This window comes from Stutzerimonas sp., assembly GCF_982611455.1.
The window spans coordinates 57,012-72,403 of record NZ_CEXBBO010000026.1 but is presented as its reverse complement, the minus strand read 5'-3'; the positions used below and the strand labels follow the sequence as shown (position 1 = coordinate 72,403).

Here is a 15,392-nt window from a genome sequence, read left to right as displayed (position 1 = left end):
CCCAGCATCCGGAAACGGATAGTTCAGTTGAAGGTGGGGTTTATGGAGCGCTTACTTCGAAACGGCGGAACAGCATGGGGCAGAGTCTACTTTTGGCGAGTGGGCGGGCTTGGTGCTTGGCTTTGTTGGACGCCAGCAGCCGCGCGGCGTTTCCGCACTACGCGCTGAGCCTGCTCCCGCCTGTCGATTCGGCTACGTTGGGCGTCGCGTCTTTATTGAACGTCCGCCCTCGCTTGTCGCCCAGTCTCTGCCGAAATGACATAGAAAATAAATCTGTCCTCTTTCCTCGGTACAAGGGTTGCGTTCGTAATCTGCACTCGCCTTTGAACAGCGCTCGTCTCGAAGTGCAATGTCTTGGACGGCGTCGTACTGCTTCATTTCGGGCCTAACGCCCGCGTAATAGGCGCGAGCTTGCAAGCGTCCTAATTGACGCGTTTGTTAAGCAATTAGTCATTGATAAACTCTTCTAAATGACGGTCAAACGCTGGATAGCAATTCGTGCCTGAAAACTTTTTGTCTAGACTAATCAAATAGCTCGCACCAACAGGGTTGTTCGCAGCGCTGCTTGTCCTTTTATAATCAACATATGATGCAATCGCTCCAATTAATAGGCTAGAACTCAATGCGGTGAGAGAAAATGGGTCAGCAACTGCTGCCATTGCACCAAAAGCTGTAAGGGATGTTGGTGTGCCCATAGCAAACAATGATCCAACAGCCCCCTTGTTCATAAACCCTTGTGATGCACGTAAATCACCTTTTGCTCGCATTAGGTCATTTTTATAATCTGTGATAATTGTGTGTGCATACTCAATGCTTTCACACCGATGCAACTGCTCAGAAAACCGTAATAATTCTTCTCTAAATCTTACTTTCTCATCTCTAGATGCATTAACTGCCTTTGCAATAACATCCATAGGCACTGAAGATAAGTCTCTGGGGATAATGTCATTTATAATTAACGAGGAATAAAACCCAGCAGCTTCTTGGTTATAAATTTGCTCATCAAAGTTAGCCAGCTCAGAAAAATATGCTCCGATTGCAAAATTGTAGGGATCATTTGTTCCCCGCTCTAGTAACCGCCTTTCTGCGACAACTTGGGCTAAAAAGTACATGTAACCTCTAGCCACTTCCGAAGGAAGCTCAAGCCAGCCGTCCTCAGTGTAGCCCCTAGAAAAAGCATCGAGAAGAGGGTACAAATTTGCGTCTATTTTCTCCGGGTGAACAAAAGATGAGTTAGAGTCTTCTAGACCTGCTGGTGTGAATGGAAGCGAATCCATGAAATCTGTAAAATTCTTAGTTACACCTTTAACATCGTTGTCTTCTAACACTATCGACCTTATTAGATCGTTATCGATTGCTTTTTTAATCTCATCTGAATCAGCTGGCGTGTAATTTTTAGGTACAATTCGATATACCTTATCCCAAACAAGCAGTGAGGATTTAAGCCACTCCTCGTCACGAATTTCAATTGTTGGGTAATATAATATTGAATTACGCACAGATTCTCCGTTTGTGCTTGCTTAACGTTTGGTTAAGGGCCGGGCTTTAGCCCGTCCCAGTGAGCGCAGCGAACGAACCAGTTGTTAGGCTGCACCATTATGCTTATGCCAATTTTTAACAAGAGCAAATGAGTGATGGCGCACCCGCTGCGAAAAGTACTTATTTGTGACGATGGCACTAAATTTTTTGAACAATTTCGTTGTTAGCTGGCGCACCTTGCTCTAGCCAGCCAACAGCAAGGTTAACCCAATATTCTGATGGTGCCTCTAAACCTGCAAGGATAATCTCGTGTGTCGGAGGCTGATTGCAGCGCTGCTCGCTGTATGGTGACTCTAAGTGAACGATTAAGGCTCGGGGATCCATTGTGAGGCCTAACGTTTGGTTAAGGGGCTGGCTTTAGCCAGTCCCAGCGAACGAAGTTAGCGACTTGAACCGTTTGTTAGGCAGTGGGGCAAAGCGGGCTTCGTTGGCGAATACCCTACAGTGGCCGAGCCCAACCGGACTATCAAGCCCCAAACCGGTGACAGGTTCACACCCATGCACGGTGCTTGTGCGCCAGCTTGGGCGAGGTTCAAGCGCGAGCCAGCACGGACGGCACGGCACGCTTTCCGGCTGCGCAAGTTATGCAGATTAATGAATGAAGCGCCGGAAGTTAAACCAACTTTCATACATGTGAACATGCCAGAAAAGAAATGACGCCTAACGCCGTGCTTTGCGGCAAATTTGGAGCGGAGCGGTGAATTTGTCCGACAACAGCACCTTGTCAGGGACCTCCTTTAATCCCCCAAAACCATTGTCACGACCATATTTGCAATCCGATACAATGGTTGATCTGGATGATTTACACAAAAAGCTCTCGCTGACTCGAGCAACTTTTCTTCGTCCCATATTGCAGCCCGATCCGGGACATCGCTGGATTGTCCCTGAGCCATCGAGAAGGAAATATTCATGGCAAGCGCCCCCGAATAATAACCAAGGAGCCACTGCCCTACGGACGCTTGCTCAGTAAAATCATTGGCTTGCAAATAGCGGCATAATGGCTTCCCAATACCTTCAATCGGAGCTACTTGTGCGAAGGAAATGGATGGCGCTGTAACTAAAGAAAAGACTAATACAAGTGCATGCAAGCGTTTTAAATTAATCACTTTATTCTCCAAAGTTATCCAAAAAAATAAATCTTGGTGTTTATACGTCGCCTAACTATAATTAGACACCAGTAGGTGTATAAGTCGCCGGACGGGCGTGGTTTATAACATTCTCTCTGTTACCGAGCTTACGGCTTTATTGCTAGAGATGCGGAGGCATCGGCGACCGCCAGGAATTTTATACGCCATATTGCTCGTCTGTTTGATTTCAGCAGTTGCGGTTATCGGGTCGCGATAAGACGGAACATTGCTCCAGCAAAGGTAATCGTCCTCCAGCAGCTTTTCCAGCCGCTCGGCGAAGCGACGCTCGCCGGACGTATCGAACTGGCACTGCGAACGAACGGGGAAGAAGCGGGCCATCTATTCCTGCCCTTGGTGCGGGCTGGTGCCCGTTGTGCTGGCCGCTGGGCTTAAGCCGGGCGAGGAGTGTGATTGGGTAATGCAATCCTGATGCATTCGGCCACGTTACCGGCGGTGCCAAATCCGGTAAAGCATCCGATAGGCTTAATCATCAATTTTTATGGGGTTACCGGATCACGGCTTCGCTTAGCGGACGGCGAGGCGGGGCACAGACCTAGCCAGCCTGAACCCCCAACATTTCCCGCACCTTGGCGGCGAGGGCGTCGATGGCGAAGGGTTTGGTGATTACGGCCATGTCTTGGCCGAGAAAGTCGCTGGCGGTGGCGCTTTCGGCGTAGCCGGTGGCGAACAGCACTTTCAGGCCGGGGCGGTGTTGGCGGGCGATTTCCGCCAGCTGACGGCCGTTCATGCCGGGCAGGCCGACATCGCTGACCAGCAGGTCGATGCGCTGGACGCTTTCGATGATGGGCAGGGCTTCTGAGGCGTCGCCGGCCTCGAGGGTTTGGTAGCCCAGGTCGTCGAGCACTTCGATTACGAGGGAGCGGACGACGGGTTCGTCCTCGACCACTAGGATGGTTTCGCCCATACCCTGGGTGGCTATTACCGGCTCCGCCGGCACGGGTGCTGTCTCGCCCTTGTAGACGGGAAGGTACAGGTAGACGCTCGTACCGCTGCCGGGCTTGGATTTGATGTGGACATAGCCTTTGGCTTGCTTGATGTAGCCGTACACCATGGACAGCCCGAGCCCGGTGCCCTGACCGATGGGTTTGGTGGTGTAGAAGGGCTCGAATGCCCGGTCTTTGACTTCCGCTGTCATGCCCGTGCCGGTGTCGGTTACGGTCAGGAGGATGTAGTCGCCCTCGGCCAGGACTCGCTTTTGCGGATGAGGCTTTTTACCCATGTGAAAGCTGCTAGTTGCGAGGGTGATTCTGCCCCCATGAGGCATGGCGTCCCGCGCGTTGATGACCAGGTTGAGCAGGGCGCTTTCGAGCTGGTTGGTATCCATGCAGGCGGGCCGCAAATCGGGGGCCAGCGCCGTGACGATGGTGATGTTTTCGCCCGTGGTGCGACGCAGCAGATCCTCGAGCGAGGCGACCATCTGGTTTACGTCAATCGGTTTGAGATCCAGTGTCTGCCGGCGGGAAAAGGCCAGCAGCCGTTGCGTCAGGGCCGCTGCACGCTGTGCAGAACTGACCGCTGCGTTGATGTAGCGGTCGAAATCCAGCGGCTCGCCGCGACGGTGGCGCCGCTGCATGAGGTCGAGGCTGCCGACGATGCCGGTGAGCAGGTTGTTGAAGTCATGGGCGATGCCGCCGGTGAGCTGACCGACGGCCTCCATCTTCTGTGCCTGGTGTAGCGCCTCTTCGGTTCTGCCGCGCTCGGCCACTTCCTCGGCTACTCGCGCTTCCAGGTTCTCGTTGAGCTGCCGCAAGCGGTGCTCGCTGATGCGCAGGGCCTCTTCGGCATGCCAGCGTGCACTGATATCCGTACAGGCCCCGGCCACGTGGGTAGGATCGCCCACCGCATTGCGGAACACCTTGGCCTTACACGCCAGCCATTGCTCGGGATCTGTGCGCGCCAAACGAAACTCCACCGAGAAGTCCTGGCTGTCGGCGTAATGCTCCATCGCCTGGCATATCCGCTGTCGGTCCTCGGGGTGAAGGTGCTGCAGGAAGGCGTCGACGGTATCGAGCTTCTGGCCCAGCGGAAGATTGAGTATCTGCTCCATGGCGCTATCGAAGTGAAGGATGCCGGCCGGTAGATACCAATTGAAGGTGCCGGTCCCGGAGGCCAGCAGCGCTGCGCGAAAACGCTCGTCGAGATAGTCCATCCGCTGCCTGGACTCTTCTCGGCTGAGGAGCCGTTCGGTTACGTCCTCGGTCTTGTGGACGATGCAGTACATCTTTCTCTTGTTGTCGAAGATCGGGACGTTGACCGGACTCCAGTAACGCACTTCGTAGCCTTCATCTTCCGCCTCCGGTTTGGGTATGTCGTACTTGATGATCGCCATGCGGTCGGCCATACCGGTTTGCAGGACGCGATCCAGCGAAGCGCGTAATGCACAACTGCCGAACTCATCCGCCTCATCCGGATTCTTGCCGAATACGTCGAATATCGAACGGCCGACGCAATCTTCGCGGCGCTTGTTGATGGCACGCAGATGGGCATCGCTGATCGCCAGAATGATGAAGCCTGGGTCGGCAGACAGAACTAGATTGGGTGCAGGCAGGGCTTCGAATATGGCCTTGAAATCCAGTTCGCGCTTCATCGGCTTCTGCATCGACCCCCGTTGAGGGCACTTTCTACAGAGACAGATGCGGTATTCGGAGGTGCGGCGAGATAAGCCGCGCCACCCAGGTGAAACGCCCTGTTTACGGGCCGAAACGGGTTGGAAGGCGCTGACTAAAGCGGTCGTACCGACTGTCGGCTGCCGTGCGCAGCCGCAGCCGGACGACGACCGGCACAGGTGAGGACTACCGAAAAGCCGTCACGACCCGGCAGCGCGCCATGACGCGTCCGCCGGATGCTCGACCGCGCCGCCGGGTAGGGTACCGAACCGATCCGCGACGCAGAAGTTACGGCCCAACCTTCAACATGATCTTGCCGATGTGCTTGCTACTTTCCACCAGCCGGTGCGCAGCTGCGGCTTCGGCCAGGGGGAAGGTGGCGTGGATCACCGGGTGGCATAGGCCCTGGTCCAGCAGCGGCCAGACCTTCTCGTGCAGTGCCGCGGCGATGCCGGCTTTTTCCTCGCGGCTGCGCGGGCGCAAGGTCGAGCCGGTGAAGGTCAGGCGTTTGCGCATGATGGGCGAGGTGTCGAGTTCGACGCGGCTGCCTTTGAGGAAGGCGATTTGCACCAGCCGCCCTTCCACGGCGAGGGATTTGACGTTGCGGGGGATGTAGTCGCCGCCGACCATGTCGAGGATCACGTTGACGCCATTGCCATCGGTGGCTTGCTTTAGCACTTCGACGAAGTCTTCTTCGTGGTAGTTGATGACCCGATCCGCTCCGGCGCGCTGGCAGGCGTCGGCCTTCTCGCTGTTGCCGACGGTGGTGAATACGGTGGCACCGAATTGCTTGGCCAGTTGGATCGCGGTCAGGCCGATGCCGCTGGAGCCGCCGTGTACCAGAAATGTTTCACCGGGCTTCAGGCCACCGCGTTCGAACACGTTGCTCCAGACCGTAAAGTAGGTTTCCGGTAGCGCCGCCGCCTCCAGCAGGGAAAGCCCGTCGGGCACCGGCAGGCAGTGTTCGGCCGGCGCCACGCAATATTCGGCGTACCCACCGCCGGGCGTCAGGGCACAAACCTTATCGCCAACGTTCCAGCCGGTTACCTCAGCGCCGAGTGCGACGATCTCGCCAGAGATTTCCAGGCCAAGTAGCGGCGATGCGTCCGGTGGTGGCGGGTAGCTGCCGGAGCGCTGAAAGATGTCCGGGCGGTTGATACCGGCGTAGGCCACCCGCACCAGCACATCGTGCGGGCCCGGCTCGGGGATCGGCCCGTCGACCAGCTTCAGACATTCGGCATCGCCGCCCGGACGGTGTTCTACATGACGCATGGTTTCCGCACTCATCAGTCGCCTTCCTCCAAAACAAGACAGCCGCGCGTTACGAGCGGCTCGTCGTAACACGGTAGTGCGCGCTGACCGCAGCGCCAAGCCCTCGTTGGGGCAAGGCACGGTTTGTGTTTCGCTGAGGCAACCATCGGCCCGAGCGGGTCGATGGCTGCTTTGATCGGTCGATGATGGCGTTCGGCGCGGCAATCTCACTCCTTGGAGGGTTTCGGCATCGGGATTGCCACGCTGCTTTCTACGCTGCCAGCCGTGGCGTCGCCTTCCTTGTAGAAGGGCTCCATTTCGTCGCGGGCCTGTTTCCAGTGCTCGCCTTCCTGGCCTTCAGGCCGGCCTTTGGCTTCCCAGATCTCGTATGCCCTGTCACGAATACGTTGTTCGTCGTTCATGTTGGTCACCTCTTTTTATACGGATTAAGCCGGAGCGCGTCGGTCGCCAGCGGCGCTCGGCTGCCTTGGACGTGACGAGCTTCCTTTGCAGCAGAGGTAGGTAGCGTGGGGATGGTTCCGGTATTCCTTTCGCAGCCGACGAATCGACGCTAGCTGCCAATGCGTGTTTATCTGGTTTGACGCGACTGCGGCTGGCAACAGCAAACGGTGCAAGACCTTTTTCCACTTCGATGGGTATATTTCGCCCTCGGTACTCGGATGGCCTCACCGTCGATGAACAGAACCAGCACTGACCGCGACTGGCTTGCGCGCGCGACCCCTTCGACGAAGATGGAGCGCATCGAAGCTTATTTCCGAGGGCACGGCTATACACCCCACCGGCACGATACCTATGCCATCGGACGTACGCTTTCGGGTGTGCAGAGCTTCCAGTATCGGCAATCGAAACGGTATAGCTTGCCGGGCGGCACGATGGTGCTGCATCCAGACGAGATCCATGACGGCGAGGCGGGCACTGAGGCCGGCTTCCACTACCGAATGCTCTACATCGAGCCGTCGTTGATCCAAGAGGTGCTGGGCGGCGAGCCGTTGCCTTTCATACCAGGCGGGCTGTCGCAGGATGCTCGGCTGTTTTCGGCGACCCGTCGTTTGCTGTACAGCCTAGAAAGCACGCTCGATCCGCTCGAGGAAGATGACGCGATTTATGACCTGGCGCAGGCATTGAGGTTGGCGGCTGGCAAGCGCCGTGGCTGCCAGGCGGTGGATTACGCGGCGGCGGAGCGGGCACGCGCGTTCATTCATGACGCCCTTGGCCAAGCCATCACGCTGGATGATCTGGTGCAGGCAAGCGGTCGCGACCGCTGGAGCCTGTCGCGGGATTTCCGCGTGCTGTATGGCACCAGCCCGTATCGCTACATCACCCAACGACGCCTGGCGCAGGTGCGCAACCGATTGGTGGCGGGTCAGTCGCTGAGCGATGCAGCGCTGGCGAGCGGTTTTTTCGATCAAAGCCACATGACCCGCCTGTACACGCAAACCTACGGCATATCGCCTGCACGATGGTTGAACATGCTCAGGAGCCGGTAGCCGTTACAGGCGGAACGTGCACGATCGTGCAAGACGGACATCAGGCGCGACGCTAGCGTGGGGCATTCACCGCAACCAAGAGCGACTACGCCATGGAATCCCAAGAGACCCGCACTCGTTACACCGCCATCAACTTCGCTCAGAAATACGGCCTGTTCCATGAGCAGTGGGCGCCGAAAGTCGTGGCCGAGATGAACGACTACCAGTTCAAGATCGTCCGGCTCGAGGGCGAGTTCGTCTGGCACACCCATTCCGATACCGACGAAACTTTCATCGTGCTGGAGGGCGAGCTGGTCATTCATTTCCGTGACGGCGAGGTGACGGTAGGTGCCGGCGAGATGTTTGTGGTGAAGAAGGGGATCGAGCACAAACCCAGCGCGGCGCGTGAGACCAAGCTGCTATTGATCGAGCCGCGGGGCGTATTGAACACCGGCGATGAGACCAACGACCGGACCGCTGTGAACGATATTTGGATCTGAACGACTGCGCCGCCGGCACTCGCGCGGTGCCGTCCGGCGCGCACTATAGCCACGCCGGGCAGCGCGGCGAAGCGCCACTGCCATACCAATCGTCGTCGTCAAAGCACCGGCGACGCAGCGCTTACCACCCGCAGGGCCAGACCTTCATAGGGGTCGAGGTTGAAGGTCATCTCGCCGTTTTCGGTCAGGTCACCTTCGATGCTTTCGTGAATGATATCGACCACCGGGCCGGGGGCGATGCCGGGGAGGATGATGGTTTCGCTGATGGTCTCCGCGCTGAAATTCAGTGCCGTGATTTGCACACCCTTGCCAGCCGGCAATTCATGAACCATCACCAGCAAACCCGGCGATTGCACATCTGGAATCAGGATCTGCTTGCTCGCCGCGATGTCGTAGGCCCGACGCACGCTGAGAATGCGCTTTAGGTGGCAGGCGAAGGAGCCGGTGTTTTGCAGCTGCTCGACCAGACTGCCATACAGCGAGCGTGCCTTGGGCAGGCCTTCGCTAGATGTTTCGATATCGGGTGCGATATCGGCCAGGTCATAGCCGCCGCGGTGCAGCCAGCGGGTATCACCGTCGCCCATCAAGTGTTCGACCTGTGCGGCCTCGAGCGGCAGGGCGCCAACCAGGTCCCAGCCAGAGAGGGCAAACACGCCCGGTTGCATGGCGTTGAACATCACTAGCAGCAGGTGCAGCCGCTTGATCTGTTCGATTTCAGCGCTGCCGATGGTATTCAGGTCGCGAATCCCTAGCGCGGCGGTGATGACGCTGACGGTGGTGCAGGCCACACCGTTGGTGACGAACTTGAGGTTGTAAGGCGCGTGTTCACCGGTCAATCGCTCGTACATTTCTTCACGGATGTGCTCGCGCAGAATGCCGCCCGGCAAGGTCTGGCCGTGGTAGTGATAGTGGTCGTAGGCATGCAGCGTCCAGAAGTGCACCAGCTCCAGAGTCAGCTCATCGTGGTTCTGCATCGCGTGGATCAAGGAGGCCGGGTCGATCCCGAAAGCGTGGACCTCGCGCAGCATCAGCCGCAAAAACTCGGTATCGCCGGTCAATAACGCATGGTGATAGGCCGGACGGGTGATGAAGTCGTAGGACAGGTCGGCGCCGCCGTGGGACATGGAGGCGATGTCGTCGATGGTCAGGTTCAGCTCCTGGAAGCTGAAGCCACCAGCCTTGCGGATAGTGCTGGCGATCAGCTGGTTGCCGGTTACCGACAGCGGGTGGCTCTCGGACCAGGCGGTGCCCTCGGCGCGGCGCTCGACGCCGAGGAAGCCGTTGGCATCCAGGCGCAGCACGCGTGCGCCGGACACGTCGATGGCGTGCAGGGCATCGCCGATGATCAGCTGTTGCGCGGCGAAGGTCGGGTCCAGCCAGTTCAGCGAGGGCTGGCCTTCCTTGAAATAATGCAGATAGACCCAGCGTCGGCGCTTGCCATCCACGCCGGTCACAACGCCGGTGGCGCTCCAATCGGTGTCCTTGATGCCGGGCTCGAAGAAGATCACGCGTTGCAGCTGGCCGACGATGTAGTGCTTGTCTTTGAGCTGGTCGACCACGATTGGCGACAGGTTGACCGAATCACGCCCTTTGAGCACCTCAGGCAACAAGGGCCAATCCTCCTCGTTGATTTCCACCATGTGGTACAGGCCCGGATAGTCGCCGTAGGCCATTTCGGCGAGGCGGAAATCAGCGCCCTTGCCGGTATGCGCCGGCACGATGTCGTCGATGACGATGGCGTTGTGCGCCGCCGCCATGCGGCTGAGCTGCTGCATCTCCGCCTCGGTGCCGAGGTTGGGGTCGATGTCGAAGCTGATGCGGTCGAAGTTGCCGTCGATGGTCGGGGTGAATTCGCGCCCGCGCAGACCGCCGGAGCGCTTCATCGGGCCGTTGTGAATGCCTTGGACGCCCAACTCGGACAGGGCGCTCCAGAGTCGATCGTCGCCCAGCGCCTGCAACACCGAGCCACCCTCTGGGGTGATGATGGCGGCAGGGTAGGCGGTGAACCACACCGATGAGATGGCGCTGGCATCGCGTGGCCGCGCCTGGGCGTAAGGACGCTGCCAGAGCCGTGCCTGGCCTGCATAAAGCCGGGCCCGCTGGCGGGCGGCGTGAAGCATTGACTGGTTTTCCAGCCACTCGATGTAGGTGTTGTCTGGCGTGCTCATACGACGTGGGTTCCCGGTGCGCTGGGGGAAAGATGTAGTCGTTTGAGTCGAGTGTTTCGCCATCGTTGCATCGAAAATGCGATGCGCTGAAGCCTGACGCTCCGCAGGAGCCGCGAGGCCCTCCATTATCTCGAAAGGACCAAGCGGCGCGGTCGTGATCTAGCCGTTGTCGAAACGTGGAAGTTTCGAAATAAGGGCCGCGGCCACCGAGCAGGTCAGCGGGTACCGTTCTTGCTCAGAAGTTCAGCGTCACGGCGGCATAGAGCGCACGCCTATCGCCCGGTGCATGCAGGCTTTGCGCACCGTCGTACCAGACGTATTCGTAGTAGTGGTCGGCGAGGTTCTTGAGCTGCAGATCGAGCGCGACCTGTTCGGTGAGCTGGTAGCTGGCGCCGAGGTTGAGCAGCACGTAGCCACCGTATTTACCTTGGCTGTTCTCACGTTCGAGGTAGTAGTCGGTCTGCCCGTTCAGCCAGCCGCTCAGCTGCAACGCCGAGGTCGCCTGGTAGCTCGCACCGGCCGAATACAGACGATGCGGGACATGGTCGATCTCGTTGCCCTTGCTGGTTGGCAAGCTCGGGTCGGGTTCCTCGATCTCCGAGAACTGCCAGGAATGGGACAACCACAGGCTCAGCAACTCGCTCGGGTAGAGGTTCAGCTGGGCGTCGTAGCCCCATCGGAGCGTCTGCCCGAGGTTTTCCGATTCGCCGCTGGGATCGTTCAAGCGCCGCCGAACCTCGTCCGAGGCCACCTGCTCCCAGTAGGCGATCCGGCCGTCGATCCAGTGCGCCGGGCTGAATTTGATGCCCGTCTCCCAGCCGTCGTTGATCGACGGTGCGAGATCAGCGGTGCGTGGCGGCACTTTGTAGGCGGCCGCGCCAGTGCCGATCTGAAACGAACGACCCCAGTTGCCGTAGAAGCTGAGGGGCTCTATCGGGGTGTAGACGAGGCTGATCTTCGGCTGCTCGATGGTGCCGTAGTCGTTGATGGCGTAATCGTTGCCGCTCAACTCGTCGGTGAAATCACCCTCGATCCGGTCGACACGGAAAGCGGGGATGAGCTTCAACGATTCGACCGGCTGGATCACAGCCTGAACGTAGGCACCGTAGCTGTCGTAGTCGAAGCGCTGGTCGCGAGTCTGGGCGATCGGGCTGCGCTCGACCGTGGTGTAGCGCTCGCCGCGGTTGCGCTGCTGTTCGGTATCGACGCCGCCTTCCAACGCCAGGTCGTGCAGCCAGGACACCTGCGGGCGGTAGGTCAGCGAAGTCCGTGCGCCGTAGTGCTTCTCTTCGGTGGTACGCCGTTGCTGCGGTTGCGCCAGGGAGAAGCGCACCCAGCGATCATCGTCCAGGGTGTTCAGCCAGACCTTGCTGGCCCAGGACAGCTCCGTCGCCAGCTCGCTGTCCAAATGCAGGCTCAGCTGATTCATGCGCCGTTCACCCATGTCGCTTCCCGATAGGGCGTAGGACTGACGAGGAGAGTGCCGCGCATCTTCACGCGATAAATAGCCCGGCTCGTCAGCCTCGGTTTCGTAATGGCGGGCGATTAGACCGAGTCGCCAGTTGCCGGCGTCCGGGGTGTAGAACCATTTACCCGACAGGCTGGTGCGCTCGGCCTCGGCATGGTCGCGGTAGCCATCGCTCCGCTGATGGCCAATGAAGTAGTTCTGCGTCCAGTTGGCGCTCTCGATGCCCTTGGCCAGCTGCAATTCACGCGTGTCGTAACTGCCGTAACGCAGGCGCGACTTGCCGTAATCGCCGCCGGTACGCGAATGCACCGTGACGTTGCCAGCGATGTTGTACAGGCCGTAGCGTGGGTCGTTGGTGCCGCGCACCACTTCGATGCCGTCGATCTCCAGCGGGAACAGCATGTCCAGGTACGGCATGTTTCCATCGTTGCTGTTGCTGGGAATGCCGTCGATCAGCAGCTTGACGGCATTGACCTCGCCCTCGCCATTGAAGCCGCGAAAGGACAGCTTGCCGGAAGTGGTGCCCTGGCCGAATTCGGTGAGCATCACGCCTGGGGCGCGCCGGAACAGTTCCCAGCTGTAGAGCACAGGCTGCTGTTCGAGGATGTCCGCGCCGAGCAGATCGACCGAACTGATGACACTACTGGTCTGCAGCGGTCCGCCGGCATCGGCCGTGCCCGTGGTCGCGCCCAGCGACAACGCGGAAGCTGCCGTGTCGGCATAGGTCGCAGTGGCATGAATCAACACGCTGGCGGCAACCAGCGACCGCGTAAAAGACGGGCGCTCCAGGCGCCGCGAAAGGAACTGGAACATCTCGCATGAATCCTTGTGCAAAACGGGGCCGGCGACGAACAGCCGCCGGCAGGCGATGCCGCAACCAAGCGGTGGCGCGGCAACGTTTCAGTAACGCAGCGAAGGGAGCGCCAATCGGCGTCAGGCGAGCGGGGAAGCGCGAGGGTTGAGCGCCGGCCACTGTTCCCGTGGCAACGGCAGAACGGACGGAAACTCAGGCAACGGACCAGCCTGGCGGACCAGCCGATCAGGCAGGCGTGGCGGATCGAAGGGTAACGCGGCGAGTCCGGTAAAACCGGCACAGCAGCATTGCAACATACCGGCATGGCCGGCTTTGTCGTGTTTGGAATGGCTTGCAGCGCCGGGCTCAGCTTGTTCGCGCGAGTGTCCGGCTTGCAGGTGAGCTGAATGATCGGCCCCGCTGCCTACCCCTTTGGCATGGACCGGCATGCCAGCCGCCGACATCGTCAGCAGATGCGTCAGCAGGGCCAGGATTGCCAGCCAAGCGGGAAAGCAGCGGCGCGTCATAGAAATCCGAAAGGGCGCAGATGGGATTGGCGTTAAGCATCATCAACGCGCGGCGGAATTGCGTCCAATCAAGAATTTCACGAAACCACGAGCGGCGACAGGCGCCCCAGCAAAAGCGCGTCTGTCGTCCCAGCGCTATGGGTCTTGCGGTTTAGCGAGTACCGACCACGGTCGCCGTCGTACTCGTCTGACCGGCCAGCTGACGCTCGGCCATTTTCTGCTGTTTGTAGGCCAGCGCGGCGGGCGCCACGGGCGTCACCTTGCCGGTCTCCAGCCACTTCTTCAGACGGCTGGCATCGGCCATGTGGGTGTATTTGCCAAAGGCATCGAGCACCACGAAGGCCACCGGGCGCTGGTTCATCACGGTGCGCATCACCAGGCAATGCCCGGCAGCGTTGGTGAAACCGGTCTTGGTCAGCTGGATACTCCAGTTCGGCTTGCGCACCAGTGCATTGGTGTTGCGAAAGCCTTGCGTGTAGTTGGGCTTGCGGAACGCCACGGTCTTTTCCTTGGTGGTGCTGAACTGCTCGATCAGCGGGTAGGCCTGGCTGGCCTTGAGCAGTTTCACCAGGTCGTTGGCGCTGGAGACGTTCTGCTCGGACAGGCCGGTGGGCTCGACGTAGTGGGTATGAGCCATGCCAAGCGTCCGAGCCTTGGTGTTCATCGCCTGGATGAAAGCGCGGTAGCCGCCCGGATAATGGTGGGCCAGGCTCGCGGCGGCGCGATTCTCGGAAGACATCAGGGTCAGCAGCAGCATTTCCCGGCGGCTGATTTCGCTGCCGATTCGCACCCGGGAAAAGACACCCTGCATTTCCTTCGCTTCACGGATAGTGACGGGAAGACGCTGGTCGAGTGGCAACTTGGCATCCAGCACGACCATGGCGGTCATCAGTTTGGTCACCGAAGCGATGGGCACCACCATGTCCGGGTTGCTGGAATAGAGCACTTCGTTGGTCTTGAGGTCGACGAGCAGTGCGCTGCCGGAGGCCAGTTCCTGTTGCAAGGAAGCCTTGGGTGCAGCCGTTACGGCGGGGGACAGCATGACGCTGCCGCATGCGAGCAGCAGGCCGAGGATGGAATGACGAAATTTCAAAATAGACACCGATGAATTGGCAGTTGAAAAAAGACGCACCGAGGCAGTCGGACGCGGCGCGCATTATAAGTAAACGCAGGTCTCAAATAAGATCTAAAAGTTTATATTTCGGCGCGTTCAGCTCCGGCCCCGACTCCTTTCCGGCTAAGCCGCTGCGCTCGTTGCACAGGGCGCCCGAGCAACCACCTGTGATTGCGCAGCGCGGCGGCCAAGCGCAAGCGCCTCAGAGTGTAGAAGAACATCGGTCGACCTGCTTCAACGCTGGCCTGGCGTGAAGAAGGCCATGCGAGTTCCAACGGCAATCGCGAGGCGCTTATTGTGCTATCGGCAGGCGGGGGCTTGTACGCAATCAGTCCGACGGACGGGAACCCGTGTGCGCTGTGCTGGTCCGCTGCGTAGCAGACTTTTGCCGTGGGGAGGCTCAGCCGGCTGCACCTTCACAAGCGCATGGGGTCCAAATAGCACATTTCAAAAGGGGAGAACGATATGTCCCGCTTCAGCCGCAAGCCCACTACACGCGATGAGATCGAGCGCGAAATTCACGATCTGATGGCCGCCCTCGACGAGCTCAAGCACGACGCAACTCGCGGATCGCGGCATCGCTTCGACTCCCTGCGCACACGTGTTGAATCGCTATGGAACGACGCCAACTGGGACGAGCACTGCCGTGATCTGTCCAAACGAAGCCGCGATGCCGGTCGCATGGCCAAGGACTGCGCGCGTGAGCATCCGCTGAGCACCGTGGCGCTGGCTGCGGGCGCGGTCGCGCTGATCGGTTATCTGGTCACACGCCGCTGATAGGGCCGGCCCAT

The 15,392-nt window shown here is 59.2% G+C and carries 13 protein-coding genes; 3 read left to right on the top strand and 10 right to left on the bottom strand.

The window, feature by feature from the left end:
• Positions 1-446: 446 nt before the first annotated feature.
• The 6 genes from AC2LD7_RS15775 to AC2LD7_RS15750 all read right to left on the bottom strand — a co-directional run bounded on the left by AC2LD7_RS15775 (position 447) and on the right by AC2LD7_RS15750 (position 6,966).
• Positions 447-1,499: a hypothetical protein gene (locus AC2LD7_RS15775; protein WP_484598675.1), complete on the bottom strand. Its 1,053-nt coding sequence runs from the start codon at positions 1,497-1,499 to the stop codon at positions 447-449.
• A 777-nt stretch (positions 1,500-2,276) separates the two neighbouring features.
• Positions 2,277-2,645 (bottom strand): hypothetical protein, encoded by a 369-nt coding sequence (locus AC2LD7_RS15770; RefSeq protein WP_484598674.1) that lies wholly within the window; start codon positions 2,643-2,645, stop codon positions 2,277-2,279.
• A gap of 102 nt (positions 2,646-2,747) precedes the next feature.
• Positions 2,748-3,005, bottom strand: a complete 258-nt coding sequence (locus AC2LD7_RS15765; protein WP_484598673.1) for a hypothetical protein — start codon at positions 3,003-3,005, stop codon at positions 2,748-2,750.
• 214 nt (positions 3,006-3,219) lie between these two features.
• On the bottom strand, positions 3,220-5,274 hold the full coding sequence (locus tag AC2LD7_RS15760; RefSeq protein WP_484598672.1) for an ATP-binding protein: 2,055 nt from the start codon (positions 5,272-5,274) through the stop codon (positions 3,220-3,222).
• A gap of 307 nt (positions 5,275-5,581) precedes the next feature.
• Positions 5,582-6,580 (bottom strand): NAD(P)H-quinone oxidoreductase, encoded by a 999-nt coding sequence (locus tag AC2LD7_RS15755; RefSeq protein WP_484598671.1) that lies wholly within the window; start codon positions 6,578-6,580, stop codon positions 5,582-5,584.
• 191 nt (positions 6,581-6,771) lie between these two features.
• Positions 6,772-6,966 (bottom strand): DUF2934 domain-containing protein, encoded by a 195-nt coding sequence (locus AC2LD7_RS15750; RefSeq protein ID WP_484598670.1) that lies wholly within the window; start codon positions 6,964-6,966, stop codon positions 6,772-6,774.
• A gap of 273 nt (positions 6,967-7,239) precedes the next feature.
• On the opposite strand from AC2LD7_RS15750, the gene AC2LD7_RS15745 reads away from it, so the two are divergent.
• Entirely contained in the window at positions 7,240-8,052 is an 813-nt protein-coding gene (locus AC2LD7_RS15745) for an AraC family transcriptional regulator (protein ID WP_484598669.1), read from the top strand.
• Positions 8,053-8,144: 92 nt separating this feature from the next.
• Entirely contained in the window at positions 8,145-8,531 is a 387-nt protein-coding gene (locus tag AC2LD7_RS15740; RefSeq protein ID WP_484598668.1) for a cupin domain-containing protein, read from the top strand.
• Positions 8,532-8,629: 98 nt separating this feature from the next.
• On the opposite strand, the gene treS is transcribed toward AC2LD7_RS15740, so the two are convergent.
• From treS to pbpG, 4 genes are all read right to left on the bottom strand, one after another.
• Positions 8,630-10,699, bottom strand: a complete 2,070-nt coding sequence (gene treS, locus AC2LD7_RS15735) for a maltose alpha-D-glucosyltransferase (protein WP_484598667.1) — start codon at positions 10,697-10,699, stop codon at positions 8,630-8,632.
• 235 nt (positions 10,700-10,934) lie between these two features.
• Positions 10,935-12,980 carry a TonB-dependent receptor gene (locus AC2LD7_RS15730; protein WP_484598666.1) on the bottom strand — a complete coding sequence of 682 codons (2,046 nt, stop codon included), beginning with the start codon at positions 12,978-12,980 and terminating at the stop codon, positions 10,935-10,937.
• 120 nt (positions 12,981-13,100) lie between these two features.
• The gene (locus AC2LD7_RS15725) at positions 13,101-13,487 is read right to left on the bottom strand and encodes a DUF2946 family protein (RefSeq protein WP_484598665.1); all 387 of its coding nucleotides are present in this window, start codon (positions 13,485-13,487) and stop codon (positions 13,101-13,103) included.
• A 151-nt stretch (positions 13,488-13,638) separates the two neighbouring features.
• Positions 13,639-14,580: a D-alanyl-D-alanine endopeptidase gene (gene pbpG / locus AC2LD7_RS15720; protein WP_484598664.1), complete on the bottom strand. Its 942-nt coding sequence runs from the start codon at positions 14,578-14,580 to the stop codon at positions 13,639-13,641.
• A gap of 486 nt (positions 14,581-15,066) precedes the next feature.
• Between pbpG and AC2LD7_RS15715 the strand changes: the two genes are divergently transcribed.
• Entirely contained in the window at positions 15,067-15,378 is a 312-nt protein-coding gene (locus tag AC2LD7_RS15715; RefSeq protein WP_484598663.1) for a glycine zipper domain-containing protein, read from the top strand.
• Positions 15,379-15,392 lie beyond the last annotated feature (14 nt).

Coding starts and splice junctions, on each gene's coding strand:
- AC2LD7_RS15740 (WP_484598668.1), top strand. CDS start 8,145: ATGGAATCCCAAGAGACCCGCACTCGTTACACCGCCATCAACTTCGCT.
- treS (WP_484598667.1), bottom strand. CDS start 10,699: ATGAGCACGCCAGACAACACCTACATCGAGTGGCTGGAAAACCAGTCA.
- AC2LD7_RS15765 (WP_484598673.1), bottom strand. CDS start 3,005: ATGGCCCGCTTCTTCCCCGTTCGTTCGCAGTGCCAGTTCGATACGTCC.
- AC2LD7_RS15725 (WP_484598665.1), bottom strand. CDS start 13,487: ATGACGCGCCGCTGCTTTCCCGCTTGGCTGGCAATCCTGGCCCTGCTG.
- AC2LD7_RS15755 (WP_484598671.1), bottom strand. CDS start 6,580: ATGAGTGCGGAAACCATGCGTCATGTAGAACACCGTCCGGGCGGCGAT.
- AC2LD7_RS15745 (WP_484598669.1), top strand. CDS start 7,240: ATGAACAGAACCAGCACTGACCGCGACTGGCTTGCGCGCGCGACCCCT.
- AC2LD7_RS15730 (WP_484598666.1), bottom strand. CDS start 12,980: ATGTTCCAGTTCCTTTCGCGGCGCCTGGAGCGCCCGTCTTTTACGCGG.
- AC2LD7_RS15715 (WP_484598663.1), top strand. CDS start 15,067: ATGTCCCGCTTCAGCCGCAAGCCCACTACACGCGATGAGATCGAGCGC.
- AC2LD7_RS15760 (WP_484598672.1), bottom strand. CDS start 5,274: ATGAAGCGCGAACTGGATTTCAAGGCCATATTCGAAGCCCTGCCTGCA.
- AC2LD7_RS15750 (WP_484598670.1), bottom strand. CDS start 6,966: ATGAACGACGAACAACGTATTCGTGACAGGGCATACGAGATCTGGGAA.